At 62.5% G+C, this 24,793-nt stretch carries 27 protein-coding genes; 17 read left to right on the top strand and 10 right to left on the bottom strand.

All coding sequences use genetic code 11. The annotated features are described in order from the left end of the window. Positions 1-79: 79 nt before the first annotated feature. The gene (locus ACFY68_RS02105) at positions 80-646 is read left to right on the top strand and encodes a sugar O-acetyltransferase (protein WP_387522914.1); all 567 of its coding nucleotides are present in this window, start codon (positions 80-82) and stop codon (positions 644-646) included. Here ACFY68_RS02105 and ACFY68_RS02100 read toward each other — a convergent pair. Continuing rightward, the gene (locus ACFY68_RS02100; RefSeq protein WP_387522912.1) at positions 625-1,191 is read right to left on the bottom strand and encodes a DUF6436 domain-containing protein; all 567 of its coding nucleotides are present in this window, start codon (positions 1,189-1,191) and stop codon (positions 625-627) included. The genes ACFY68_RS02105 and ACFY68_RS02100 overlap by 22 nt on opposite strands. Before the next feature lie 209 nt (positions 1,192-1,400). Here ACFY68_RS02100 and ACFY68_RS02095 point away from each other — a divergent pair, with 209 nt between their 5' ends. After that, complete coding sequence (locus ACFY68_RS02095) at positions 1,401-2,327, top strand: alpha/beta hydrolase (RefSeq protein ID WP_387522910.1); 927 nt, start codon at positions 1,401-1,403, stop codon at positions 2,325-2,327. Here ACFY68_RS02095 and ACFY68_RS02090 read toward each other — a convergent pair whose 3' ends face one another. After that, the gene (locus ACFY68_RS02090) at positions 2,328-3,080 is read right to left on the bottom strand and encodes a DUF2059 domain-containing protein (protein WP_346615291.1); all 753 of its coding nucleotides are present in this window, start codon (positions 3,078-3,080) and stop codon (positions 2,328-2,330) included. A 110-nt stretch (positions 3,081-3,190) separates the two neighbouring features. Between ACFY68_RS02090 and ACFY68_RS02085 the strand changes: the two genes are divergently transcribed. Both ACFY68_RS02085 and ACFY68_RS02080 read left to right on the top strand, forming a co-directional pair. After that, positions 3,191-3,826 (top strand): 2OG-Fe(II) oxygenase, encoded by a 636-nt coding sequence (locus ACFY68_RS02085; RefSeq protein WP_346615299.1) that lies wholly within the window; start codon positions 3,191-3,193, stop codon positions 3,824-3,826. Next, positions 3,813-4,316, top strand: coding sequence for a DUF523 domain-containing protein (locus tag ACFY68_RS02080; protein ID WP_387522908.1), 504 nt, complete (start codon positions 3,813-3,815; stop codon positions 4,314-4,316). Before ACFY68_RS02085 ends, ACFY68_RS02080 begins: the two co-directional genes overlap by 14 nt. 124 nt (positions 4,317-4,440) lie before the next feature. Here ACFY68_RS02080 and ACFY68_RS02075 read toward each other — a convergent pair whose 3' ends face one another. Then, positions 4,441-4,929, bottom strand: a complete 489-nt coding sequence (locus tag ACFY68_RS02075) for a substrate-binding periplasmic protein (RefSeq protein ID WP_387522906.1) — start codon at positions 4,927-4,929, stop codon at positions 4,441-4,443. 198 nt (positions 4,930-5,127) lie between these two features. On the opposite strand from ACFY68_RS02075, the gene ACFY68_RS02070 reads away from it, so the two are divergent. Beyond that, on the top strand, positions 5,128-5,604 hold the full coding sequence (locus ACFY68_RS02070) for a DUF4399 domain-containing protein (protein WP_387522904.1): 477 nt from the start codon (positions 5,128-5,130) through the stop codon (positions 5,602-5,604). A 129-nt stretch (positions 5,605-5,733) separates the two neighbouring features. Here the strand turns inward: ACFY68_RS02070 and serA are convergent, their stop codons facing one another. Then, on the bottom strand, positions 5,734-6,963 hold the full coding sequence (serA, locus tag ACFY68_RS02065; RefSeq protein ID WP_346614215.1) for a phosphoglycerate dehydrogenase: 1,230 nt from the start codon (positions 6,961-6,963) through the stop codon (positions 5,734-5,736). A gap of 170 nt (positions 6,964-7,133) precedes the next feature. Here serA and ACFY68_RS02060 point away from each other — a divergent pair, with 170 nt between their 5' ends. The 4 genes from ACFY68_RS02060 (at position 7,134) to ACFY68_RS02045 (ending at position 11,302) form a co-directional block, all read left to right on the top strand. After that, the gene (locus tag ACFY68_RS02060) at positions 7,134-8,531 is read left to right on the top strand and encodes an FAD-binding oxidoreductase (RefSeq protein WP_387522902.1); all 1,398 of its coding nucleotides are present in this window, start codon (positions 7,134-7,136) and stop codon (positions 8,529-8,531) included. A gap of 25 nt (positions 8,532-8,556) precedes the next feature. Next, positions 8,557-9,222 (top strand): fumarylacetoacetate hydrolase family protein, encoded by a 666-nt coding sequence (locus ACFY68_RS02055; RefSeq protein WP_387522900.1) that lies wholly within the window; start codon positions 8,557-8,559, stop codon positions 9,220-9,222. Between the two features lie 157 nt (positions 9,223-9,379). Continuing rightward, positions 9,380-10,300, top strand: a complete 921-nt coding sequence (locus tag ACFY68_RS02050) for an SdiA-regulated domain-containing protein (protein ID WP_387522898.1) — start codon at positions 9,380-9,382, stop codon at positions 10,298-10,300. Between the two features lie 90 nt (positions 10,301-10,390). Next, complete coding sequence (locus ACFY68_RS02045) at positions 10,391-11,302, top strand: SdiA-regulated domain-containing protein (RefSeq protein ID WP_387522896.1); 912 nt, start codon at positions 10,391-10,393, stop codon at positions 11,300-11,302. 103 nt (positions 11,303-11,405) lie between these two features. On the opposite strand, the gene rpiA is transcribed toward ACFY68_RS02045, so the two are convergent. Then, complete coding sequence (gene rpiA / locus ACFY68_RS02040) at positions 11,406-12,080, bottom strand: ribose-5-phosphate isomerase RpiA (RefSeq protein ID WP_387522894.1); 675 nt, start codon at positions 12,078-12,080, stop codon at positions 11,406-11,408. A 134-nt stretch (positions 12,081-12,214) separates the two neighbouring features. Here rpiA and ilvA point away from each other — a divergent pair, with 134 nt between their 5' ends. After that, positions 12,215-13,729 (top strand): threonine ammonia-lyase, biosynthetic, encoded by a 1,515-nt coding sequence (ilvA, locus tag ACFY68_RS02035; RefSeq protein WP_387522892.1) that lies wholly within the window; start codon positions 12,215-12,217, stop codon positions 13,727-13,729. 87 nt (positions 13,730-13,816) lie between these two features. Beyond that, positions 13,817-14,242 (top strand): DUF2269 domain-containing protein, encoded by a 426-nt coding sequence (locus ACFY68_RS02030; RefSeq protein ID WP_387522890.1) that lies wholly within the window; start codon positions 13,817-13,819, stop codon positions 14,240-14,242. 68 nt (positions 14,243-14,310) lie between these two features. Here ACFY68_RS02030 and ACFY68_RS02025 read toward each other — a convergent pair whose 3' ends face one another. Further along, entirely contained in the window at positions 14,311-14,967 is a 657-nt protein-coding gene (locus ACFY68_RS02025; RefSeq protein ID WP_387522888.1) for an HAD family hydrolase, read from the bottom strand. 141 nt (positions 14,968-15,108) lie between these two features. Between ACFY68_RS02025 and ACFY68_RS02020 the strand changes: the two genes are divergently transcribed. Together ACFY68_RS02020 and ptsP are read left to right on the top strand one after the other, a co-directional pair. Beyond that, entirely contained in the window at positions 15,109-15,588 is a 480-nt protein-coding gene (locus ACFY68_RS02020) for an RNA pyrophosphohydrolase (RefSeq protein WP_003249017.1), read from the top strand. A 22-nt stretch (positions 15,589-15,610) separates the two neighbouring features. Then, the gene (ptsP, locus tag ACFY68_RS02015; RefSeq protein WP_346614206.1) at positions 15,611-17,890 is read left to right on the top strand and encodes a phosphoenolpyruvate--protein phosphotransferase; all 2,280 of its coding nucleotides are present in this window, start codon (positions 15,611-15,613) and stop codon (positions 17,888-17,890) included. 107 nt (positions 17,891-17,997) lie between these two features. Here the strand turns inward: ptsP and ACFY68_RS02010 are convergent, their stop codons facing one another. After that, on the bottom strand, positions 17,998-18,744 hold the full coding sequence (locus ACFY68_RS02010) for an NRDE family protein (RefSeq protein WP_387522885.1): 747 nt from the start codon (positions 18,742-18,744) through the stop codon (positions 17,998-18,000). Positions 18,745-18,874: 130 nt separating this feature from the next. Between ACFY68_RS02010 and ACFY68_RS02005 the strand changes: the two genes are divergently transcribed. From ACFY68_RS02005 to ACFY68_RS01995, 3 genes are read left to right on the top strand one after another with little or no spacing between them, the layout of a single operon-like run. Further along, a complete protein-coding gene (locus ACFY68_RS02005) occupies positions 18,875-19,657 on the top strand; it encodes a sulfite exporter TauE/SafE family protein (RefSeq protein WP_387522883.1) in 783 nt (260 codons plus the stop codon). A 16-nt stretch (positions 19,658-19,673) separates the two neighbouring features. Then, positions 19,674-20,483 (top strand): prolipoprotein diacylglyceryl transferase, encoded by an 810-nt coding sequence (lgt, locus tag ACFY68_RS02000; protein ID WP_012312269.1) that lies wholly within the window; start codon positions 19,674-19,676, stop codon positions 20,481-20,483. Positions 20,484-20,531: 48 nt separating this feature from the next. Then, a complete protein-coding gene (locus tag ACFY68_RS01995) occupies positions 20,532-21,503 on the top strand; it encodes a thymidylate synthase (RefSeq protein WP_387522881.1) in 972 nt (323 codons plus the stop codon). A gap of 51 nt (positions 21,504-21,554) precedes the next feature. Here the strand turns inward: ACFY68_RS01995 and ACFY68_RS01990 are convergent, their stop codons facing one another. The 3 genes from ACFY68_RS01990 to cadR all read right to left on the bottom strand — a co-directional run bounded on the left by ACFY68_RS01990 (position 21,555) and on the right by cadR (position 22,450). Next, on the bottom strand, positions 21,555-21,752 hold the full coding sequence (locus ACFY68_RS01990) for a hypothetical protein (RefSeq protein ID WP_346614201.1): 198 nt from the start codon (positions 21,750-21,752) through the stop codon (positions 21,555-21,557). A 19-nt stretch (positions 21,753-21,771) separates the two neighbouring features. Continuing rightward, positions 21,772-21,915 (bottom strand): hypothetical protein, encoded by a 144-nt coding sequence (locus ACFY68_RS01985; protein ID WP_387522879.1) that lies wholly within the window; start codon positions 21,913-21,915, stop codon positions 21,772-21,774. 91 nt (positions 21,916-22,006) lie between these two features. Beyond that, on the bottom strand, positions 22,007-22,450 hold the full coding sequence (gene cadR / locus ACFY68_RS01980; protein ID WP_387522878.1) for a cadmium resistance transcriptional regulator CadR: 444 nt from the start codon (positions 22,448-22,450) through the stop codon (positions 22,007-22,009). 83 nt (positions 22,451-22,533) lie between these two features. On the opposite strand from cadR, the gene ACFY68_RS01975 reads away from it, so the two are divergent. Then, on the top strand, positions 22,534-24,786 hold the full coding sequence (locus tag ACFY68_RS01975) for a heavy metal translocating P-type ATPase (protein WP_387522876.1): 2,253 nt from the start codon (positions 22,534-22,536) through the stop codon (positions 24,784-24,786). The last annotated feature ends 7 nt before the right edge of the window (positions 24,787-24,793 follow it).

Genomic DNA, 24,793 nt, shown 5'->3' with positions numbered 1-24,793 from the left:
CCTTGTGCATTCGAGCGGAAACTGTGGTCCGATCTTCGACGTATTCGCGAACAGAGCATAGCCCCCGACAGGAGATTCCATGTCCCTCAGCGAAAAACAGAAAATGCTCAGCGGCCAGCCCTACCATGCCAGTTGCCCCGAGCTGCAGGCCGAGCAAATTGCCAGCAAGCACTGGATGCACCGTTACAACAGCAGCTTCGAGTTGCTCAATGAAGCCCGCAACGGCTTGCTCGCCGAGCACTTCGGCCATGTGGGCGAGGGCACCGTGATTCGCCCGCCGTTCTTCTGTGACTATGGCTACAACATCAGTGTCGGCCGCAATACCTTCATGAATTTCAACTGCGTGATTCTCGACGTGCTGCCGGTGCGCATCGGCGATGACTGCCAGATCGGCCCAGCGGTGCAGATCTACACCGCCGACCACCCGCTTGACCCCGAGCAGCGCCGCAGCGGGCTGGAAAGCGGGCGGCCGGTGACCATCGGCAACAACGTGTGGATTGGCGGTGCGGCGATCATCCTGCCCGGGGTGACCATCGGCGACAACGCGGTGGTCGGCGCGGGCAGTGTGGTAACCCGCGATGTGCCGGCGGGCGCGGTGGTGGTGGGTAACCCGGCGCGGGTGCGTCAGCCGGCCCAAGGGCAGTAACAGCCAACTGCAAGCGTATTGGATGCGCTGACCTGGCGATCATCGAGCAGCGCTTTGAGGATCGGCTCGATGAAGCTGTTGCTGGCATTGCACACCGCGCCTTCGCTGTAGGGGCCGAAATAGGCAAGGTTGCCCTGACGGTCCCAGATCGCCACGGCGGGGGAGGCGGGCAGATGCTCGCTACCAGGCAGGTTGGCGATGGGTTGCAAGCGTGTGAGGTTGGCCGGCAACTGGCCGTGGCTACCGGGTTTTTGCACGAAGTGGAACGTTACATCAGCGCCTGCAAAGTGGCTGACCAGGTCGGCCAGGTGCTGCTGGTTGCCGACATTGCAGGGGCAGGCCGGGTCCCAGAAATGCACCACGCGGATCGGGCCAGGGCCTGCGAGTGCCGCGGGCAGGCGCAACTGGCTGCCGTCGAACAGGGTGGCCTGGTTGTCGAAGGGGCGCAGGTAGCGGGACTGGAAATTGTCATAGGCCCACCAGAGCACGGCGGCGCCGAGCAGCACCGCGGTGGCCATGATTACCCGTTTGATTGGCGTCTGCATGAAGAATTCGCTGTTGTTTTTGCTGGCCTCATCGCCGGCAAGCCGGCTCCCACAGGTACAGCGGCGGCTGTGGAAAACATGCGGCCCTTGTAGGAGCCGGCTTGCCGGCGATGAGGCCAGTTCAGGCAATAAAAGTGCCCAAGCTTGCCACGATGGGGCCAAGAGCTGAATATCCCAGATCAATACTCGCTTCGCTTTGGATGTACCTGATGCCTGTTGCTTTTCAGCCCGACCGCCTGCGCCCCACCCTCGAGCCCTTGAGCGCTCGCCAGCCCCTGTCTGCGCCGGCCCAGGACTACCAGCGTTTCTATGGCCTGAACCTGTCGGCGCAGAGCTGGCTGGGTGGCTTCCAGGCAGCGGGTTTCGAGCTGGTCGGGCAAGCCTGGCTGCCGCCGCAGCCTGTTGCGACGCTGTTTCTGCTGCATGGCTATTACGACCACATGGGCCTGTACCGGCATGTGATCGAATGGGCGTTGAAGCAGGGCTACACGGTCATCAGTTGCGACCTGCCTGGGCATGGGTTGTCCAGCGGCGAGCGCGCCAGCATCACTGATTTCGCGCTGTACCAGCAGGTGCTGGACGCTTTGTTCGAGCAGGCGCGGAGCCTTGACCTGCCGCGACCGTGGCACATGTGCGGGCAAAGCACGGGCGGGGCGATTGCCGTGGACCACCTGCTGCACCAGGGCGCAAAAAGTCCGATCGATGGCCAGGTGATCCTGTTGGCGCCGCTGGTGCGCCCACGTGCCTGGCTGTGGTCGAAAGTCAGTTATCGGGTGCTGCGCCATTTCGTCAATGGCATCGAACGGCGCTTCAGCGAAAACACCAACGACCCGGCGTTCTTGCCGTTTCTGCAGGCCGACCCGCTGCAGCCGCGTCGCTTGCCCACCGCCTGGGTTGGCGCGCTGATGGCCTGGGTCAAGCGTATCGAAGCCGCCCCGTGCAGCACGCGGCAGCCTTTGATCATTCAGGGAGAGGCGGATGGCACCGTGGACTGGCCGTATAACCTCAAGGTGCTCAAGGCCAAGTTCAGCGAAGCGCAGATCCTCATGCTGCCCGAGGCTCGCCACCACCTGGCCAACGAGCTGCCGGGCATTCGCCAGCGCTACTTCGACTTCATCGATCAGCGCCTGGGCTGATTACTTGAGGTTGGCGCCGTTCTGGCCGACCGCCAGCCCTGCGCGCACGGCAGCCACGGCAGCCTGGTAATACGCCTTGCCTTCCGGCGATTCGGCAAAGGTAGCGAACTGCTCGAGTTCGGCGTCTGACAAGTCTCGGTAGACGTACAGCAAGGTGTTGTTGAGGTCTTCGCCAATCTGGCTCATCAGCCGCTGGCGCTGGCCGTCGAGCAGGCCCTGGGCCTGGCCGCCACCGAACAGGCCGGGGATCATCGAGCTCAAGCTGTCGGCAGCCACCCCGGCGATCGCCAGGCTAACCTCGGCACCGGCTTCGCGGGCCGGGAGTGCCTGGGCCAGGTGGCCGATGATCAGCAGGCGGTTGTCACTGGCCTGGATCTTCGGCAGGCCTTTGGCGTTCTTGGCCAACTGGTCCTTGCGCGTGGCCAGCAATTCGGCGGCGACGATCTTGCGCCCCAGCGGCGACTGGAAGAAGGCCAGCGCCGGCGCAGGGTTGGGCAAGGCGCTACGCAGCTGCGCCAGGGCACGGCGATCCATACCCTCGGCCTGGAAGCGCTGGTTGCTGTTGTTGACCAGCGCCTGGTAAACGGCAGGCGGCAGGCTGTTGCGGTAGCGCTGCTGGGCGGCGCTCACGGCATCATTGAAATGGGCGCGCTGGTCGGGCCAGCCGGCGGCCTTGTACAGTTGATCGAGGCTGTCTGCCCAGACAGGCATGGTGCAGATCATCAGCAGAAGCAGGGAAAACAGACGGCGCATTCAGGACTCCTGTCGGCAGATGGCTATTGTCCTTGGCTCGGCGTCGGTTTGTCGAGATACGCGCGTGATTCTCGGCCAAGTGGCGCTGTGCGAGTGCAGGGCTAATGGATATGATGCGCGCCATGCACATATCCCCTGAACACCCGATGCTTGCGGCCGTCGTCGACGATCTGGCCACCCATGGCTGGTCGCAGCAGGCCCTTTTTCTGCCTGGTGAACTGGTGCGTGCGCTAGCGGCCGAATGTCGGCGCCGTGATGCAGAAGGCCAGCTTAACCCTGCCGGGGTTGGGCGCGGCGTTTCCCAGGAGGTGCGCGAGGCGATCCGTGGCGACCAGATCGAGTGGATCGACCCCGGCCAGGCCGAGGCGTGCGACCAATACCTGGCGGCTATGGACCACGTGCGGCTGGCCATCAATCAGGGCTTGTTCCTCGGGCTTGAAGACTTTGAGTGCCATTTCGCCCTGTATCCACCGGGGGCGTTTTATCGCCGGCATCTGGACCGTTTTCGCGATGACGACCGGCGCATGGTTTCGGCGGTGCTTTACCTCAATGAAGACTGGCAGCCGGAGGATGGCGGCCAGTTGCGCATGTTCCTGGCTGACGATGTGGTGCACGACGTGCAGCCGGTGGCCGGCAGCCTGGTGATTTTCCTGTCGGGCGAGGTGCCGCACGAAGTCTTGCCGGCCGGACGCGAAAGGCTATCGCTGACGGGCTGGTTCCGGCGCCGTGGCAATGACCCGTTCTGACTTGCCCAGGGTGCTGGTCAGCGCTTGCCTGCTAGGGCAGCCGGTGCGTTATGACGGCCGAGCCAGCGGCCATCCTGATCTGTTGCAGCGCTGGCAGGCCGAAGGGCGTGTGGTGCCGTTGTGCCCTGAAGTGGCTGGCGGTTTGCCGACACCGCGCCCGGCGGCGGAAATCCCGGGAGGGCAGGGTGGCGCTGTGCTCGACGGTGGCGCGCAGGTGATCACGGTGAGTGGCGAGGTTGTCAGTGCTGCGTTCCTGGCCGGTGCGCAGCAGGCGCTGGCGCTGGTGCGTCGGCATGGTATCCGGGTGGCGGTGCTCAAGGCTGGCAGCCCTTCGTGTGGCAACCGGTTGACCTACGACGGCGCGTTTGCCGGGGTGAAGGTGCCGGGTGAAGGGGTGACTACGGCGCTGTTGCGGCGCGAGGGAGTGCTGGTGTTCAGCGAATTGGAGCTGGAAGAAGCGCAGCGAGCGCTGGCTGGACTTTTAGCTTAATTCTCTTCCGGCCTCTTCGCGGGGCAAGCCCGCTCCCACAAATACCGCGCAATTCTGGCGAACTGTGACATATCTGTGGCAGCGGGCTTGTCCCGCGAAGGGGCCGGTACAGGCGACAAATCAGTTATTGCCCGGCAGCAGTCTCCTGCACACCCTTGAACCACTTCTGCTCAAGCTCTGCAGTACGGCCACTGTCCTTGAGCCGCTGCAGCGCATTGTTCACTGCGCCCTCGAACGCGGGGTTGCCTTTCTGGAACGGGATCACCAGTTTCTTCTCGCCGAATGGCTGGCTGACATCGAACGGGGTGTCGGCCTTGGGTGCGCTTTCTGCCGGCGTCAGGGTGATGTCGTAGGTTCCACTTTGCACCCCTGGCAACGCTTCGGCGGCAGGGGTTTCGATGAATTCGGCCCGCAGGTCCAGCTCTTTGGCCAGCTCCTGGCCGAACTCGATGTCGAAACCGGTCAGGTGGTCGTTTTCCTTGAAGGCATATGGCGAGTTGTCGGCCTGCACGGCAATGCGCAGTTCGCCCCGGTCGGCTATTTCGTCTATCAGCTCGGCTTGAGCCAATGGCGTGATGAGTACTGCCAGCAGTACGCCTATGGTCGAACGCATGTAAAGCCCCTTTCTTTGGCAAATGAATAACTTTCGCCACGACTTTCTTCCTCGTCGTGGTCGAGCGCAGCCTATGACCTTGAAGCCTTGGCGAGGTTTAACCCTAACTGAAATATTTCTCTTTGTGGGCTATGGTGAACAGCCGCCGCCGTAGGAATTTTCTGGCGGCGGCTTTCAAGTGAATCACAGGAGAAGTGAATGAACAGCCTATTTTCGCGTGCTGCCGTTGCCGGTCTGCTGATGGGGGCCTCGCTATTGGCCAGCGCTGCGGATGCGCTGAAGAGCCAGGAGCCGCCCAAGGATGCCAAGGTCTTCATCGTTTCCCCCGCCGATGGTGCAACGGTCGACAAGACCTTCACCGTCAAGTTCGGCATCGAAGGCATGGGGCTCAAGCCTGCGGGCGACCAGACGCCACACACCGGCCACCACCACCTGCTGGTGGATGTCGACAAGGAGCCGTTGGCTGACCAGCCACTGCCCACCAGCCTGATGCCCGAGAGCGGTGTTGCGCTGCCGGCGGGCCCACAGGTGCTGCATTTCGGCAAGGCACAGACCGAGGCCACCATTACCCTGACGCCGGGCAAGCACACCTTGCAGTTGGTGCTGGGCGACCAGTATCACGTGCCGTTCAAGCCAAGCGTCGAATCGAAGAAGATCACCGTTGAGGTGAAGTAACCATTGCGACCCTATCTTCTGTAGAAGCGACCTTGCGTCGCGAAAGGCCTGCGAAGCGGGCCCAGGGGTTCACAGAAGAACGAAAAAGGGAGGCCACCTGGGCCTCCCTTTTCTATACCGCAATCAAGCTCAGAACAGTACGCGCGAGCGGATGGTGCCCTTGACGTGCTGCAGTTTTTCTTGCGCCAGGTCGGAGTACTCGGCATCGACGTCGATGACCACGTAACCCACTTTCTCGTTGGTCTGCAGGAACTGACCGGAGATGTTGATCCCGTTCTCGGCGAAGACTTTGTTGATCTCGCTGAGCACGCCTGGGATGTTTTCGTGGATGTGCAGCAGGCGGTGCTTGCCTGGGTGCGCCGGCAGGGCCACTTCAGGGAAGTTGACCGAGGATACCGAGGTACCGTTGTCGCTGTACTTGACCAGTTTTTCGGCCACTTCCAGGCCGATGTTGGCCTGGGCTTCGGCGGTGGAACCACCGATGTGCGGGGTCAGGATCACGTTGTCCAGGCCGCGCAGCGGGCTTTCGAACTCTTCGTCGTTGGAACGCGGCTCTACCGGGAACACGTCGATGGCGGCGCCGATCAGGTGCTTGTCCTTGATCGCGGCGGCCAGGTGGTCCAGCTCGACAACTGTGCCACGGGCGGCGTTGATCAGGATCGCGCCCTTCTTCATCGCGCGGATTTCTTTCTCGCCGATCATCCACTGGGTGGATGGCAGCTCAGGCACATGCAGCGAAACGATGTCGGCCAGGCCCAGCAGCTCGTTGAGGCTCGCGACCTGAACGGCGTTACCCAGCGGCAGCTTGGTCAGCGGGTCGAAGAAGTACACCTGCATCCCGAGGTTTTCAGCCAGTACCGACAGTTGAGTACCGATCGAGCCGTAGCCGACGATGCCCAGCTTCTTGCCACGGATTTCGAACGAGTTGGCCGCGCTCTTGATCCAGCCGCCACGATGGCAGGAGGCGTTTTTCTCGGGGATGCCGCGCAGCAGCAGGATGGCTTCGGCCAGCACCAGCTCAGCTACCGAACGGGTGTTCGAGTACGGGGCGTTGAATACGGCGATACCGCGCTCGCGGGCAGCTTCCAGGTCGACCTGGTTGGTGCCGATGCAGAAGCAGCCCACAGCGACCAGTTTCTTGGCGCAGTCGAAGATCTCTTCAGTCAGCTGGGTGCGCGAACGGATGCCGATGAAGTGGGCATCGGCGATCTTTTCCTTCAGCTCGGCTTCCGGCAGCGAACCCGTGAGGTATTCGATGTTGGTGTAGCCGGCAGCCTTGAGAGTATCGACCGCGTTCTGGTGCACACCTTCAAGAAGAAGGAAGCGGATCTTGCTCTTGTCGAGAGAAGTCTTGCTCATCTGCGTAAACCTGTATCCCGGAGAAAAATGGCGAGGGGTGATGCTAGGCGCGGCGTGGGCCTTAGCATGAACAGCGGGAGGGCTATGCTAGCATACGCGACACAATCTGAGCTTATCCCGACAGGTGAAGAGTGCTCAGGGTGACTATGAATAAGTCGAGAGTTCCAGCGATGACCCACCCCGCTGTAATTGATGAACTGATGACCCTTGTCGACCCTGGCAAGGTCCTGACTGACGCGGCTTCCTTGGAAGCTTATGGCAAGGACTGGACCAAGCATTACCCGCCCGCACCCAGCGCCATCGTGTTCCCCAAAAGCGTGGAGCAGGTGCAGGCCATCGTCGGCTGGGCAAATCGCAATCACGTAGCGCTGGTGCCATCCGGTGGCCGCACCGGGCTCTCCGGCGGTGCCGTGGCGGCCAATGGCGAGGTGGTGGTTGCCTTCGACTACATGAACCAGATTGTCGACTTCAATGCTTTCGACCGCACCGTGGTCTGCCAGCCAGGCGTCATCACCCGCCAGTTGCAGAACTTCGCCGAAGAGCAGGGCCTTTATTACCCGGTCGATTTCGCCTCCAGCGGGTCCAGCCAGATCGGCGGCAACATCGGCACCAATGCCGGCGGCATCAAGGTGATCCGCTACGGCATGACCCGCAACTGGGTTGCCGGCCTGAAGGTGGTCACGGGCAAGGGCGAGTTGCTGGAGCTGAACAAGGACTTGATCAAGAACGCCACCGGCTATGACCTGCGCCAGCTGTTCATCGGCGCCGAAGGTACGCTGGGCTTCGTGGTCGAGGCGACCATGCGCCTGGACCGCGCCCCGCGCAACCTCACTGCGATGGTGCTGGGCACGCCGGACTTCGACTCGATCATGCCCGTGCTGCATGCCTTCCAGGGCAAACTCGACCTCACTGCGTTCGAATTCTTTTCCGACAAGGGCCTGGCCAAGATTATGGCCCGTGGCGACGTGCCGGCGCCGTTCTCCACCGACTGCCCGTTCTACGCGTTGCTGGAATTCGAAGCCAGTACAGAGGACGTGGCCAACGAAGCACTGGCCACTTTCGAACACTGTGTCGAGCAGGGCTGGGTGTTGGACGGGGTGATGAGCCAGAGCGAGACCCAGCTGAAAAACCTGTGGAAGCTGCGCGAATACCTGTCCGAGACCATCTCGCACTGGACGCCCTACAAGAACGACATCTCGGTCACGGTTTCCAAGGTGCCGGCGTTCCTGCGCGACATCGATGCCATCGTCAGCCAGCACTACCCCGACTACGAGGTGGTCTGGTACGGGCACATCGGCGACGGCAACCTGCACTTGAACATCCTCAAGCCCGAGCACATGAGCAAGGATGATTTCTTCGCCTCGTGCACCAAGGTCAACAAGTGGGTGTTCGAGATCGTCCAGCGTTACAACGGTTCGATCTCTGCCGAGCATGGCGTGGGCATGACCAAACGCGACTACCTGGGCTACAGCCGCTCGCCGGATGAAATTGCCTGCATGAAGGCAATTAAGGCCGTCTTCGACCCTAACGGCATCATGAATCCGGGTAAGATCTTCGCTCCTGAATAAAAAGCAGTAAGCAAAGGAGTCGGCCATGAGTTACCAGCACCAGTACGTAGACGGCACGCGCATTCACTTCCCGCTGGGCAAGGTGGTATGCATCGGCCGTAACTATGCCGAGCATGCCAAGGAACTGGACAACCCTATTCCGAGTGAACCGCTGCTGTTCATCAAACCGGGCAGCTGCGTGGTGCCGTTGGAAGGTGGGTTCAAGATCCCGACCGACCGTGGCTCGGTACACTACGAAGCGGAAATCGCCGTGCTGTTGGGCAAGTCGCTGTCTGCCCACGCCTCGGAAGAGGAAGTGCTGGATGCAATCTCCGGTTATGCCCCGGCGCTGGACCTGACCCTGCGCGACCTGCAGGCCAAGCTGAAGGAAAAGGGCCTGCCGTGGGAACTGGCCAAGAGCTTCGACGGTGCCTGCGTGCTGCCGCCGTTCGTGTCGGCTGCCGCGTTCGAGAATGTGACCGATATCCCGGTGCGCCTGACCATCAACGGCGAAGTGCGTCAGGAGGGTAATAGCTCGATGATGCTCAACCCGATCGTCCCGATCATCCAGTACATGGCCCGGCATTTCTCGCTGCAGGCGGGCGATGTGATCCTCACCGGTACGCCGGCAGGCGTCGGTCCGTTCAACGTCGGTGATGAGCTGGTGCTGGAATTGCCGGGTGTGAGCCGCTTCGAAAGCCGCGTGCTCTGATCTGATACCGCGCCCTTCGCGGGTAATCCCGCTCCTACTCGTACAGTGCCGCCTGTAGGAGCGGGCTTGCCCGCGATGAAGGCAACGCAATTTACCGATTTTTCACAACCCATCCGGATAATGCGCGAACCTTCGCCCAATCTTCAGGAACCCCTGCATGCCATCGCCTTCCACCGCTCCCGCATCCCCCAAGCGCCGCTTCTACCTGCGCTGGCCGTTTGGCCTGGCCGTGGCTGCGGTGATCGGCTATGGCGTGGCCGTGGCGATGCATTGGGACGACCGTGGCCTGCTGTGGATGAAAGAGAGCTTTGAAACCAGCGCCGAACGTAGCGAAAGCGTGTGGTTGCCGGATTACCAGGTCGACATCGATGCCAAGCCTATGCCCGGCATGGAAGATGACGAAGCCTCAGACGTGGCCTTCAACCCGCATACCCGCACCCTGTTCGTGGTAATGGGCAAAAACCCGTTCCTCGTCGAGCTGAACCTCGATGGCGATGTGCTGCGGCAGATCCCCCTGGTGGGCTGGAACAACCCGGAAGGTGTCGCCGTACTGGAAGATGGCCAGTTGGCAATCACCGATGAGCGCCTGCATGACCTGACCGTGGTCAAGGTAGATGCGCAGACCCGATCGCTGAACCATGCCGATTTCCCGAGCCATGACCTGGGCACGTCGGTAAAGAGCAACAAAGGCTTCGAAGCCATAGCCTGGGACCCGCTGCGCCAGCGCCTGGTGATTGGCGAAGAGCGCCCGCCGAAGCTCTACACCTGGAGCACCGATGGGCGCAGCCCACTCAAGGGTGGCAAGCAGGTGCTGGCCAGCGACGAACTCGACCTGCGCAACTTGTCGGCCCTGGGTGTAGACCCGCGCACGGGCCACCTGTTGGTGCTTTCGGCCGATTCCAACATGCTGCTCGAGCTCGATGAGCAGGGTCAGCAGGTCAGCTTCATGACGCTGCTGGGCGGCTTCAACGGCCTGAAGGACACCATCCCACGCGCCGAAGGCGTGGCCATGGATGACAAAGGCAACCTGTACATGGTCAGCGAGCCCGCGTTGTTCTACCGCTTCAGAAAAAACTGATATCAGAATCAGATCATTCTGATGCTGGCATTAAGCTTTACTTCAGTTGTTCGTGGTTAGATTCGCCGTCCTCAAACCGAGTCTGCCTCTATGCGTCGTTATGTCCGTTTGCCCCTTGTCCTGGCTGCCTGTGGCCTGCTCGCCGTGCTCGCTCTGGGCGTGGCCGAGCAGCAGTTTCGCCTGGCCGAGCGCGGCTGGTTCAACCTCAAGACCTGGTGGCAGCCTGCTGAGCAAAGCATGGGCCTGGACCGCTACCGGGTGGTGATCGAGGCGCAGCCGGTGGAAGGGCTGGACGATGATATTTCGGCACTGACCTACGACCCCGACCGCAAGACCTTGTTCACGGTCACCAACAAGCGTTCCGAGCTGATCGAACTGTCCCTGGACGGGCGCATTCTGCGCCGCGTTCCGCTGACCGGGTTTGGCGACCCGGAGGCGGTGGAGTATGTCGGCCCCAACAGCTTTGTGATCACCGACGAGCGCACGCAGCGGCTGATCCGCGTGCGCCTGGATGACGACACGTTGTTTCTCGATGCCCAGGATGCCGAGCAGCTGAGCCTGGGGATCGGCCTGAACGGCAACAAGGGCTTCGAGGGCCTGGCCTACGATTCTGCGGGCAAGCGCCTGTTTGTGGCCAAGGAGCGCGACCCGATGGTGATCTACGAGATTCACGGGTTTCCCCATTCCAACCCTCAGCAACCCTATGCGGTGCATGTGGTGCAGGATCGCAAACGTGATGCGCGGTTGTTCGTGAGGGATCTTTCGAGCCTGCAGTTCGACGAGCGCAGTGGACATTTGCTGGCGTTGTCGGATGAGTCGCGGCTGGTGATTGAACTGGACGTGAAAGGCAAGCCGCTGAGTACCCTGTCGTTGCGCAAGGGGTATCAGGGGCTGAAACAGACTGTGCCGCAGGCGGAGGGGATTGCGATGGATGAAGCGGGGACCATTTATCTGGTCAGTGAGCCGAACCTGTTTTATGTGTTCAAGCAGCCGGTTGATTGAGTGTTCTTCTGGCCCCAATCGCCGGCAAGCCGGGTCCCACAGGTAATCCACAGTTATCAAAGGCCGTGGAGACCCTGTGGGAGCCGGCTTGCCGGCGATGGCTTTACTCGGCAGTAAGGTTCTTTACGCCTTCCGAAGTACCCAGCAGCAGCAAGTCCGCCGGCCGCGCCGCGAACAGGCCGTTGGTGACCACGCCGACAATCGCGTTGATTTGCGCTTCCAGCTCCACCGGGTTGGTGATCTGCAGGTTGTGAACGTCGAGGATCACGTTGCCGTTGTCGGTGACCACACCCTCACGGTACACCGGGTCGCCGCCCAGCTTCACCAGTTGGCGCGCCACGTGGCTGCGGGCCATCGGGATGACTTCCACTGGCAGCGGGAAGGCGCCCAGCACCGGCACCAGCTTGCTCCCATCGGCGATGCAGATGAAGGTCTTGGCCACGGCCGCGACGATCTTCTCACGGGTCAGCGCCGCACCGCCGCCTTTGATCAGGTTCAGGTGGGCGTCGCTTTCGTCGGCGCCGTCCACATAGAACTCCAGCTCGCTGACGCTGTTCAGCTCGTAGACCGGGATGCCATGGCCCTTCAGACGCTGGGCAGTGGCCTCGGAGCTGGCGACTGCACCGTCGAAGGCGGTCTTGTGCTGGGCCAGGGCGTCAATGAAGAAGTTGGCGGTCGAACCGGTACCGACGCCGACAACGCTCTTTTCATCCAGCTTGGGCAGAATGAAGTCGACAGCGGCCTGGGCGACGGCCTGTTTGAGTTGGTCCTGGGTCATGCGGGCTCCGAAAAGGGGCAGGGCGGTTTTCAAAGTTGCCTAGTATAACGGCTCGGGCGGCTTTGCTGTGGTCGCCCGACGTAGCGCTGGGGTAGACTCGCAGCCCTTGTCCCGCGGCCAGTGATGCTTTCCCGATGCTCGAACAGTACGTCAAGAAGATCCTCACCTCGCGCGTCTACGACGTCGCTGTCGAAACCCCGCTGCAGAACGCCGGGCAGCTGAGCAAGCGCCTGGGCAACCATATTCTGCTCAAGCGTGAAGACCTGCAGCCGGTGTTCTCCTTCAAGATCCGTGGGGCGTACAACAAGCTGGCGCAACTGAGCCCTGAAGAGTTGGCGCGTGGCGTGGTTACTGCTTCGGCCGGCAACCATGCCCAGGGCCTGGCCCTGGCCGCGCGTGAAATGGGCATCAAGGCCACCATCGTGATGCCCAAGACCACGCCGGAGATCAAGGTCGAAGGTGTGCGTTCGCGGGGCGGCAAGGTGGTCTTGCATGGCGACTCGTTCCCGGAGGCGCTGGCCTACTCGCTGAAGCTGGTCGATGAGAAGGGGTTGGTCTATGTCCACCCTTATGACGACCCGCACACTATCGCCGGCCAAGGCACCGTGGCCATGGAGATCCTGCGCCAGCACCCAGGCCAGTTGGACGCGATCTTCGTGCCGGTGGGCGGCGGCGGCCTGATCGCCGGCATCGCTGCCTACGTGAAATACCTGCGCCCGGAAATCAAGGTGATCGGTGTCGAGCCGGATGACTCCAACTGCCTGCAGGCGGCCATGGCCGCTGGCGAGCGCGTGGTGCTGCCGCAGGTCGGGCTGTTTGCCGATGGCGTGGCGGTGGCGCAGATTGGCCAGCATACCTTCGATATCTGCCGGCTGTATGTAGATGACGTGGTTACTGTCAGTACTGACGAAATTTGTGCCGCAATCAAAGATATCTACGACGATACCCGCTCGATCACCGAACCTGCCGGCGCGTTGGGCGTCGCCGGTATCAAGAAGTACGTGGAGCTCACCGGTGTGAGCGGGCAGACCCTGGTCGCCATCGATTCGGGCGCCAATGTCAATTTCGACCGCCTGCGCCATGTCGCCGAGCGCGCCGAGCTGGGCGAGAAGCGCGAAGCAATCATTGCTGTGACCATCCCAGAGCGCCCGGGCAGCTTCAAGGCCTTCTGCGAGGCCATCGGCAAACGCCAGATCACCGAATTCAACTACCGCAAGCACACCTCCGACGAAGCCCACATCTTCGTTGGCGTGCAGACCCACCCGGAGAACGACCCGCGCGCTGCACTGGTGCAACAGTTGATCGATCAGGGTTTCCCGGTCACCGACCTGACCGACAACGAACTCGCCAAGCTGCACATCCGCCATATGGTCGGCGGCCATTCGGCCGGTGCCAGCGACGAGATCGTGCTGCGCTTCGAATTCCCCGAGCGGCCGGGGGCGTTGTTCAACTTCCTCAACAAGCTGGGCGGGCGCTGGAATATCTCGATGTTCCACTACCGCAACCATGGTGCGGCTGACGGCCGTGTGGTCGCTGGGCTGCAGGTGCCAGAAGACGAGCGCCACCTGGTGCCGGCAGCGCTGGCCAAGATCGGTTACCCGTATTGGGATGAAACCGACAACCCGGCCTACCGGCTGTTCCTGGGTTAAGCGGCTAAGCTTGGGCTGATGGCCCCTTTCGCGGGCTTACCCGCGAAAGGGGCGACGCGAAATAGCCTGCTTAAGGACAATTTGAAGATGGAACACCTGACCACCATCAAGGCCTTGCACATCGTCGCTACCGCGCTGCTGCTTCTGGGCGCGCTGGGCCTGGCGATCTGGACCGTTCGCGCGCGCCGCCAGGGCGATGCCGAGGCCTATGCAAAACTGCTGCGCCGGCCGCTGGTGTTTGTCTGGCTGGTGATGGGCGCGTGCCTGGTGAGCATGCCGTTCACCGGCTGGTGGCTGGTGCACCTGGTGGGCTGGCCATTGGGGCAGACCTGGGTGCTGGCTTCAAGCGTCATCTATACGGTGGGCGCGTTTGCCGTGTGGTGGTTGCTGGTGCGCCTCAATCGGCTGCGCAAGGCCGAAGCGGTAGGGTTGCGGTTTACCCTGGCTCTGGCCGTTTTCAGCGGTGTTTGCTTTCTGTCCATTGCCGGGTTGATGGGCGCCAAGCCGGTCTGACAGCCTTCTGCTACACCGGCCGGCCTCTTCGCGGGGCAAGCCCGCGAAGAGGCCTGAACAGAACTGCCTCAATCTCTCAAAGAAACCACCGGCCAGCCGCGCCGTTCGGCCTCGGCCTGCAGGTTAGGGTCCGGGTCCACCGCCACCGCATGCGTCACGCGCTCCAGCAGGGGCAGGTCATTCATCGAATCGCTGTAGAAATAGCTGTCCTCCAGATCGAAGCCGTTCTCCAGCATCCAGCGCTCAAGCCTCGTCACTTTGCCTTCACGGAAACACGGTATATCGGTACTGCGCCCGGTATAGCGGCCATCCTGCATCTCGCATTCGGTCGCCAGCAGCACCCGCACGCCCAGGCGGCGGGCAATCGGTGCAGTGACGAAGCGGTTGGTGGCCGTAATGATTACCAGCTGGTCGCCGGCATCGCGGTGCTGCTGCAGCAAGGCCAATGCCTTGGGCAGAATGATCGGTTCGACGCAGTCACGCATGAACTCGCGGTGCCATTGGTCGAGCTGGGCCGGCTCGGTCGCCGCGAGAATTTCCATGGAGAAGGCCAGGTAGGCCTGCAGGTCCAGGGTGCCGTTCAGGTAATCCTGATAGAAGGCGTCGTTGCGTTGTTTATAGGCGATCGGGTCCAGAATGCCCCGTTCGCACAAATAATCACCCCAGGCGTGGTCACTGTCGCCACCAAGGAGGGTATTGTCCAGGTCGAATAAAGCCAGGCGCATCGTGGTCACTCGCATCAGCCACAGGGTAGGCCCGCAGAATACGGAGTTTTCACCGCGCTGCACATAAGCTTGGTGGGCGCGTTGCTGCGCTCGCAGGCTTTGTGGAACAATGCGGTGACATGCGTTTGCGAGGTTGCTGCCGTGATCGACCCGGATGGTTTTCGCCCAAATGTCGGGATCATTCTCACGAATGATGCCGGGCAGGTGCTATGGGCTCGGCGGATCAACCAGGATGCCTGGCAATTCCCGCAGGGTGGTATCAACCCTGACGAGACGCCGGAAGATGCCCTGTACCGCGAGCTGAACGAAGAAGTTGGCCTTGAACGCGATGATGTGGAAATTCTTGCCTGCACCCGCGGCTGGTTGCGTTATCGTTTACCCCAGCGACTGGTCCGTACCCACAGCCAACCGCTGTGCATCGGCCAGAAGCAGAAATGGTTTTTGCTGCGCCTGGTGAGCAATGAGCAACGGGTGCGGATGGACCTGACCGGCAAGCCCGAATTCGACGGCTGGCGCTGGGTCAGCTATTGGTATCCGCTGGGCCAGGTGGTGACCTTCAAGCGTGAAGTGTACCGCCGTGCCCTGAAAGAGCTTGCACCGCGTCTTTTGACGCGCGACTGACGACGGAGTTCGACCCCGAGCCATGCTCAATACGCTGCGCAAGATCGTCCAGGAAGTGAACTCCGCCAAAGATCTCAAGACGGCGTTGGGCATCATCGTCTTGCGCGTGAAGGAAGCCATGGGCAGCCAGGTCTGCTCGGTCTACCTGCTCGACCCGGAAACCAACCGTTTCGTGCTGATGGCCAGCGAAGGCCTGAACAAGCGTTCCATCGGCAAGGTCAGCATGGCCCCCAACGAGGGCCTGGTGGGCCTGGTCGGTACCCGGGAAGAGCCGCTGAACCTGGAAAACGCTGCGGACCACCCGCGTTATCGCTATTTTGCCGAAACCGGTGAAGAGAAATTTGCCTCATTCCTCGGTGCGCCGATCATCCACCACCGCCGCGTGGTCGGCGTATTGGTTATCCAGCAGAAAGAACGCCGTCAGTTCGACGAGGGCGAAGAAGCCTTCCTGGTGACCATGAGTGCTCAGCTCGCCGGGGTTATCGCCCACGCCGAGGCTACCGGCTCCATTCGTGGCCTGGGCCGCCAGGGCAAGGGCATCCAGGAAGCGCGCTTCGTTGGCGTGCCCGGCTCGCCGGGTGCCGCTGTCGGGCGTGCGGTGGTCATGCTGCCACCGGCCGATCTGGAAGTGGTGCCAGACAAGACTGTCGAAGACATCGACGCCGAACTCAAACTGTTCAACAACGCCCTCGAAGGCGTGCGCGCCGACATGCGCAAGCTCTCGGCCAAGCTGGCTACCCAGCTGCGCCCCGAAGAGCGTGCGCTGTTCGACGTGTACCTGATGATGCTCGAAGACGCAGCCCTGGGCGGTGAGGTGACCGAAGTCATCAAGACCGGCCAGTGGGCGCAGGGCGCCTTGCGCCAGGTGGTTGGCGAGCACGTCAACCGCTTCGAATTGATGGACGACGATTACCTGCGCGAGCGCGCCTCGGACGTCAAGGACCTCGGCCGCCGCCTGCTGGCCTACCTGCAGGAAGCCCGCTCGCAGTCGTTGGTGTATGCCGACAACACCATTCTGGTCAGCGAAGAACTGACCCCGGCAATGCTCGGCGAAGTGCCGGAAGGCAAGCTGGTCGGCCTGGTGTCGGTGCTGGGTTCGGGCAACTCTCACGTTGCCATCCTGGCCCGTGCCATGGGCATTCCAACGGTCATGGGCCTGGTCGACCTGCCGTATTCCAAGGTCGACGGCATAGAGCTGATCGTCGACGGTTACAAGGGCGAGGTGTTTACCAACCCCAGCGATGTACTGCGCAAGCAATACAGCGAAGTGGTCGAAGAAGAGCGCCAGCTGGCCCAGGGCCTCGACGCGCTGCGTGAGCTGCCGTGCGTCACCCTGGACGGCCACCGCATGCCGCTGTGGGTCAACACCGGCCTGCTCGCCGATGTGGCCCGTGCCCAGCAGCGTGGCGCCGAAGGCGTCGGCCTGTACCGCACCGAAGTGCCGTTCATGATCAACCAGCGCTTCCCGAGCGAGAAAGAGCAGCTGGCGATTTATCGCGAACAACTGGCGGCCTTCCACCCGCTGCCGGTGACCATGCGCACCCTCGATATCGGCGGTGACAAGTCGCTGTCGTACTTCCCGATCAAGGAAGAAAACCCGTTTTTGGGCTGGCGCGGCATCCGCGTCACCCTCGACCACCCGGAAATCTTCCTGGTCCAGACCCGCGCCATGCTCAAGGCCAGCGAGGGCCTGAACAACCTGCGCATCCTGCTGCCGATGATTTCTGGCATTCACGAACTGGAAGAGGCGCTGCACCTGATCCACCGTGCCTGGGGCGAGGTGCGCGACGAGGGCACCGACGTGCCGATGCCGCCGGTGGGGGTGATGGTCGAAATTCCGGCTGCGGTGTACCAGACCAAGGAACTGGCGCGGCAGGTGGACTTCCTGTCGGTCGGCTCCAACGACCTGACCCAGTACTTGCTGGCAGTCGACCGCAACAACCCGCGGGTAGCCGACCTGTACGACTACCTGCACCCGGCCGTTTTGCAGGCCTTGAATACCGTGGTGCGCGATGCCCACGGCGAAGGCAAGCCGGTGAGTATCTGCGGCGAGATGGCCGGTGACCCCGCCGCGGCAATCCTGTTGATGGCCATGGGTTTCGACAGCCTGTCGATGAACGCCACCAACCTGCCGAAGGTGAAGTGGATGCTGCGCCAGATCAACATGAGCAAGGCCAAGGAGTTGCTGGCCGATGCCATGAGCCATGACAACCCTCAGGTTATCCACAGCTCCCTGCAGCTGGCGCTGAAAAACCTTGGGCTGGCGCGGATGATCGGGCCTGGAGCCAACAAGACCCTTTGAGATCGTTACCGGCCCCTTCGCGGGGCCAGCCCGCTCCCACTATGGCTCTGCCAACACCGAACATTGTGGGAGCGGGCTTGCCCCGCGAAAGGGCCGGAACAAACACCTCAAACCCGCAGCTCTACCTCGCCAAGATGCCCGCCAAACGGCCCGAAACTGCGTTCGATCAGCCGTCTATTCCCCTGATCATCCACAATCAGCACTGTACTGGCCCTTGTTCCATAGTTCTGACTGGCAATAAACACACTCGACAACAGCTTTTCCGTTGCCAGGCCCACGCCAGTTTCTGGCAGTTCCCCGTCCGACGCCGGCTCAGCATCAGCCAGCAACGCCAGCAGTTGCTGCGGTTCAGCTGAGCCCAGCAACCTCTCCAGCCCATCGCGCGCCTTGACCAGCTTCGGCCACGGCGTATCCAGCCCGGCATTGGAAAGCCCGTACACCCCAGGCTCCAGCAGGCGTGGCGCCGCTTCGCGGGCATGCAAATACCCCAGCTGGCGCCCATCGCCCACCAGCAGGTTGAACCCCGAATACTGCTTGCTGCGGCTTGCGACCTGGTCCAGGTAGGCCTCGACGCCAAGTTCACCCTGCAGATACCCGGCCACCAGTTCGCCTCTTGAGCGCGGACCCAAGGGTTGCCCCGGGTCGCGTATGTTGGTCAGCGCGGCAAAACGCCCCTGCGGCCCCACGCCCAGCCACGTGCCGCCAGCCTCCAGGTCGCGCCCGGCATGCACGCCGGGCGCATCTTCCCAGGCCGTCAGCGCTTGAGTGGGCCTGGCATAGAACTCGTCGCGGTTGGCCGCCACGATCAGCGGCAGGGCATGCCCCGGCCGCCAGGCGAATACGATCAGGCACATCGGTTGGGCCTCTGTGTTTTCTGCCACTCTACCCACTGCGACGGTGGCGATCCATCCTGTCACAGAGTTCACTAGAGCCTCGAGCCCGGCTTCCGTTACCATGCCGGATTGTTTTTCTCGGGGACGACGAATGGAGTTCGCACTCTATCTGCTGTTGGGCGCCTGCGCAGGCGTGCTGGCAGGGCTGTTCGGCGTGGGCGGCGGCATCATCATCGTGCCGGTTCTGGTGTTCAGCTTCACCTTGCAGGGCTTCGACGCCTCGGTGCTTACCCACCTGGCGGTCGGTACTTCGCTGGCAACCATCGTCTTCACCTCCATCAACGCCGTGCTCGAGCACCATCGCCGGGGCGCGGTGCAATGGCCGATCTTCGCCTGGATGACCGTCGGCATCCTGCTCGGCGCCGGTGTGGGGGCCAAGACCGCCTCGCTGATCCAGGGCCCGCAGTTGCAGAAGATCATTGGCGTATTCGCTCTGATCATCGCGGCGCAGATGGCCCTGGACCTCAAGCCCAAGGCCAGCCGTGGCATCCCTGGCAAGCCTGCGCTGATCGGTGCCGGTGGGGTCATCGGCTGGGCCTCGGCGATCTTCGGTATCGGCGGCGGTTCGTTGACCGTGCCGTTCCTGACCTGGCGCAGCCTGCCGATGCAGCAGGCAGTGGCCACCTCGTCGGCCTGCGGCCTGCCGATCGCCATCGCCAGCGCCCTGAGCTTCATGTGGCTGGGCTGGCATGAAGAACACCTGCCTGCCCACAGCATGGGCTACGTGTACCTGCCAGCGCTGGTCGGCATTGCCCTGACCAGCATGTTTTTTGCCCGCTTCGGCGCGCGCCTGGCGCACAAGCTGTCGCCGCGCCTGCTCAAGCGTCTGTTCGCCGCGCTGCTGTTCTGCGTTGGCCTGAGCTTTCTGATTTGAATCGAGAGGAATATGCATGCTGCCTTACCCGCAGATAGACCCCGTGGCCGTGGCCCTCGGGCCACTGAAAATCCACTGGTACGGCCTGATGTACCTGATCGGCATCGGCGGCGCCTGGTTGCTTGCCTCGCGCCGGCTCAACCGTTTCGACCCCACCTGGTCGCGTGAAAAGCTCTCCGACCTGGTGTTCTGGTTGTCGATGGGGGTGATCGTCGGTGGGCGCCTGGGTTACGTGCTGTTCTACGACCTGCACGCCTACTTGGCCAACCCGACGCTGATCTTCGAGGTGTGGAAGGGCGGCATGTCGTTCCACGGTGGCTTCATCGGCGTGATGCTGGCAGCGCTGTGGTTCGGCAAGCGCAACAACAAGTCGTTCTTCGAGCTGATGGACTTCGTCGCCCCGCTGGTGCCGATTGGCCTGGGTGCAGGGCGTATCGGCAACTTCATCAATGCCGAGCTGTGGGGCAAGGCAACCGACGTGCCGTGGGCGATGGTCTTCCCGCCGTTCAGCGACCCGGCCCAGTTGCCCCGTCATCCGTCGCAGCTGTACCAGTTTGCCCTGGAAGGTGTGGCATTATTCGTGATTCTCTGGTTGTACTCGCGCAAACCGCGCCCGACCATGGCCGTTTCCGGCATGTTCGCGCTGTTCTACGGGATTTTCCGGTTTATTGTGGAGTTCGTGCGAGTGCCTGACGCCCAGCTTGGCTACATTGCCTTCGGCTGGCTGACCATGGGTCAATTACTCTGCGTGCCGATGATCGTCGGTGGCCTGTTCTTGATCTGGTTGGCCTACAACCGCAAACCTACGGCAAAACCAGCCGTATGATTTTCACGGCAGGGGCGATCCCCCTGCCGTTCTTGTTACAGGAAAGTCATGAAACAGTATCTAGATCTGGTCCGCGACGTCATCGAAAACGGCACCCTGCAGGAAAACCGCACCGGCATCCGTACCATCAGCTTGCCAGGTGCCATGCTGCGTTTCGACCTGCAGAAGGGCTTCCCGGCCATCACCACACGCAAACTGGCGTTCAAGTCGGCAATCGGCGAGATGGTCGGCTTTCTGCGGGGCGTGAAAAACGCCGGTGAGTTCCGCGAGCTGGGCTGCAAGGTCTGGGACCAGAACGCCAACGAGAATGCCCAGTGGTTGGCCAACCCGTTCCGCCAGGGCCATGACGACCTCGGCGAAATCTACGGCGTGCAATGGCGCCAGTGGCCGGGCTACAAGCGCGTTCCGCTGAACAACCCGGCAGCTATCGCGATGGCTGAAAAAGCCGGTTTCCGCAAAATTGCCCAGGACGAGGAAGACGGCCAGGCGTTCGTCATCCTGTACAAGGCCATCGACCAGGTACGTCAGTGCCTGGACACCATTGCCAACGACCCTGGCAGCCGCCGCATTCTGTTCCACGGCTGGAACTGCGCCCAGCTGGACGAAATGGCGCTCCCGCCGTGCCACTTGCTGTACCAGTTCCACCCTAACGTCGAGACCAGGGAAATCTCCCTGACCCTCTACATCCGTTCCAATGACCTGGGCCTGGGCACGCCGTTCAACCTCACCGAAGGCGCGGCGCTGCTGTCGCTGTTCGGCCGCCTGACCGGTTATACACCGCGCTGGTTCACCTACTTCATCGGCGATGCCCATGTGTACGAAAACCATCTGGACATGCTCAACGAGCAGCTCAAGCGCGAGCCGCTGGAAGCGCCGAAGCTGGTGATCAGCGACCGCGTGCCGGCGTTTGCCGAGACCGGCAAGTACGAGCCGGAGTGGCTGGAGAAGATCGAACCGAGTGACTTCAGCCTGGAAGGGTATGAGCACCACGCGCCGATGACGGCGCCGATGGCGGTTTGATTGACACGCCGGCAGCCCATCGCCAGCGGTGATGGGCTGCGGGGGCATCCTTCAGAGCGGAATGTTCGGCCCTCTGATGTCATTCGGCGGTGGTACATCCGGTACCCGCGGCAGGTGCGGTGGTGGCACGTCAGGCTTGAGGGTCACTGGTGGAACCACCGGCATGATGGTCGCGTCATGGCCGCCAGCGACCAGCTCCAGCTCTTCGCTGCTGAGCGTGCGTGGGGTAGGCAGGGTTTCGCAAGGCATGGTTGTCACTCCTGTGTAGTCAGAGGTCGCCGGTCCAACCGAACAGCTCGTCAGGCCATTCGGGAAACTGCAGCGGCGGGTCGCTGGGGCGATGCTCGCCGCCGCTTGCCTGTTCGGCTTCCTCTTCGCTCAGTTCACGTAGTGCGCCAAGGGTTGTGCTCATCGGTAGTACTCCCTGTTGAGAAAAGCCCCCCGATTATCTGCCCATCACCCACACGTGACTGTAGGGCTGATGCCCTAGAAGCACAGTGCTATCAGTGGCCGTGGCTGCGGCCGACGTGGGAGGGCTCGCCCTCAGGCACCGTGACCGCGCCGTTTACCTCCAACTGCTGCAATATCGCGCATTCTGTGCCCTGGGCATTGCAGCGCCGACGCAATTCCACCAGTTGTTCCTGCAATGCGACCAACCCGTCGATGCGCGCCTGCACATGCTCGATGTGCTCGTCGATCAACGCATTGACGCTGCCGCACGAGCCTTCCGGGCTGTCGCGCAGGCGCAGCAGGCTGCGAATTTCGTCCAGGGTCATGTCCAAGGTGCGGCAGTTGCGGATGAATGTCAGGCGCTCGACGTGGGCCTGGGTGTACAGCCGATAGTTGCCGTCGGTGCGCGCCGGCTCCGGCAGCAGCTGTTCACGCTCGTAATAGCGGATGGTTTCCACGGCGCAGTCGGTGGCTTTGGCCAGTTCTCCGATCTTCATTGCGAAATCTCCAGCAAGTGGCTTGACCCTATAGTGGCTACAGGGTGTTCACTTGGCAACAGGCGCACATTAAGGATGACCCCATGAACCAGCCTGTCAGCCCCAACCATTCGCACGAGCACGACCACGCGCATGGCGGCGAGAGCCACTGCCACGACGCCCATGCTCACAGCTGCTGCGGCTCCAGTGCCGCACCGGCCCTCGTGCAACTGAGCGAAAAGGCCAGCGATACGGCCCGGCTCAGCCGTTTTCGTATTCAGGCCATGGACTGCCCCACCGAGCAGACGCTGATCCAGGACAAGCTGGGCAAGCTGGCCGGTATCGAGCAGCTGGAGTTCAACCTGATCAACCGCGTGCTCGGCGTGCGCCACACCTTGGCCGGCACCGTCGACATCGAGCGGGCCATCGACAGCCTGGGCATGAAGGCTGAACCCTTGGCCGATGATCAGGAAGACAGCGCTGCAGCGCCACTACCGGTCAAAACCCGTTGGTTGCCGCTGGCGCTGTCCGGCGCTGCGGCGGTCGCTGCCGAAATCGTCCACTTCAGCGCCCTGGCACCTGAGTGGGTGGTGGCGGCATTGGCGCTGGCGGCGATCCTCGGTTGTGGTTTAGGCACCTACAAGAAGGGCTGGATTGCCCTGAGGAATCGTAACCTCAACATCAACGCACTGATGAGCATCGCCGTGACCGGCGCCGTGCTGATCGGCCAGTGGCCGGAGGCGGCGATGGTCATGGTGCTGTTCACCATCGCCGAACTGATCGAAGCGCGCTCCCTGGACCGCGCCCGCAATGCCATCGGCGGGCTGATGCAGCTCACGCCGGACATGGCCACGGTGCAGCAGGCCGATGGCCAGTGGCGCGAGGTTGAAGTGCGCCAGGTGGCGCTCGGTGCGCAGGTACGGGTACGCCCCGGCGAGCGTATCGGCCTGGATGGCGAAGTGACCAGTGGGCAATCCAGCGTCGATCAGGCGCCGATTACCGGCGAAAGCCTGCCGGTCGAGAAGGCTGCAGGCGACAAGCTGTTCGCCGGCACCATCAACCAGGCCGGCGCGCTGGAATACCGTGTCACTGCTGCCGCAGGGCACTCCACCTTGGCGCGGATCATCAAAGCCGTCGAAGAAGCGCAGGGGGCCCGTGCACCTACCCAGCGTTTCGTCGATACGTTCTCGCGCATCTATACCCCGGTGGTGTTCGCCCTGGCTTTGGCGGTGGCGATCATCCCACCCCTGTTCCTGGCCGGCGCCTGGTTCGACTGGGTTTACCGCGCACTGGTACTGCTGGTGGTGGCGTGCCCGTGTGCGCTGGTGATTTCCACTCCTGTGACCATCGTCAGCGGCCTGGCTGCTGCCGCGCGCAAGGGTATCCTGATCAAGGGCGGCGTCTACCTGGAAGGGGGCCGCAGGCTGGACTTCCTGGCCTTGGACAAGACCGGCACCCTCACCCACGGCAAGCCGGTGCAAACCGATGCCAAGGTACTCGACCCGCTGTTCGAAGGCCGCGCCCAGGCACTGGCGGCCAGCCTGGCCGACCGCTCCGACCACCCGGTTTCAGCTGCAATTGCCCAGTTTGGCAAGGCGCAGGGGCTGGCCCTGAGTGAGGTCAGCGGCTTCGCCGCCCTGGCGGGGCGGGGCGTGCGCGGCGACATCGACGGCCACACCTACCACTTGGGCAACCATCGCCTGGTGGAGGAGCTGGGCCTGTGCTCGCCGCAGCTCGAAGCGCAACTGGATGAACTTGAGCGTCAGGGCAAGACCGTGGTGCTGTTGCTCGACCGTTCTGGCCCGCTGGCGCTGTTTGCCGTGGCCGACACCGTCAAGGACACCAGTCGCCAGGCCATCGCTGAGTTGCACGCGCTGGGCATCAAGACTGTCATGCTGACCGGCGACAATCCGCATACCGCCCAGGCCATCGCTGCCCAGGTCGGCATCGACCGGGCCGAGGGCAACTTGCTGCCTGCTGACAAACTGACCACCATCGAGCAGCTGTATGCCCAGGGCCACCGGGTGGGCATGGTGGGGGACGGCATCAACGATGCGCCGGCCCTGGCCCGTGCCGAGATCGGCTTTGCCATGGCCGCTGCCGGGACCGACACCGCCATCGAGACTGCCGACGTGGCGCTCATGGATGATGACTTGCGCAAAATCCCGGCGTTCGTCAGGCTGTCGCGCCAAAGTGCGGCGATCCTGACGCAGAACATCGTTCTGGCGTTGGGCATCAAGGCCATATTCCTGGCGATGACCTTTGCCGGCATGGCCACCCTATGGATGGCGGTGTTCGCCGACATGGGCGTCAGCCTGCTGGTGGTGTTCAACGGTCTGCGCCTGTTGCGCAAATGAGGTTATG

This window comes from Pseudomonas sp. NPDC012596 (assembly GCF_042902325.1).
In the GTDB taxonomy this organism is placed as follows: domain Bacteria; phylum Pseudomonadota; class Gammaproteobacteria; order Pseudomonadales; family Pseudomonadaceae; genus Aquipseudomonas.
This window is presented reverse-complemented; position numbering and strand designations above follow the sequence as displayed.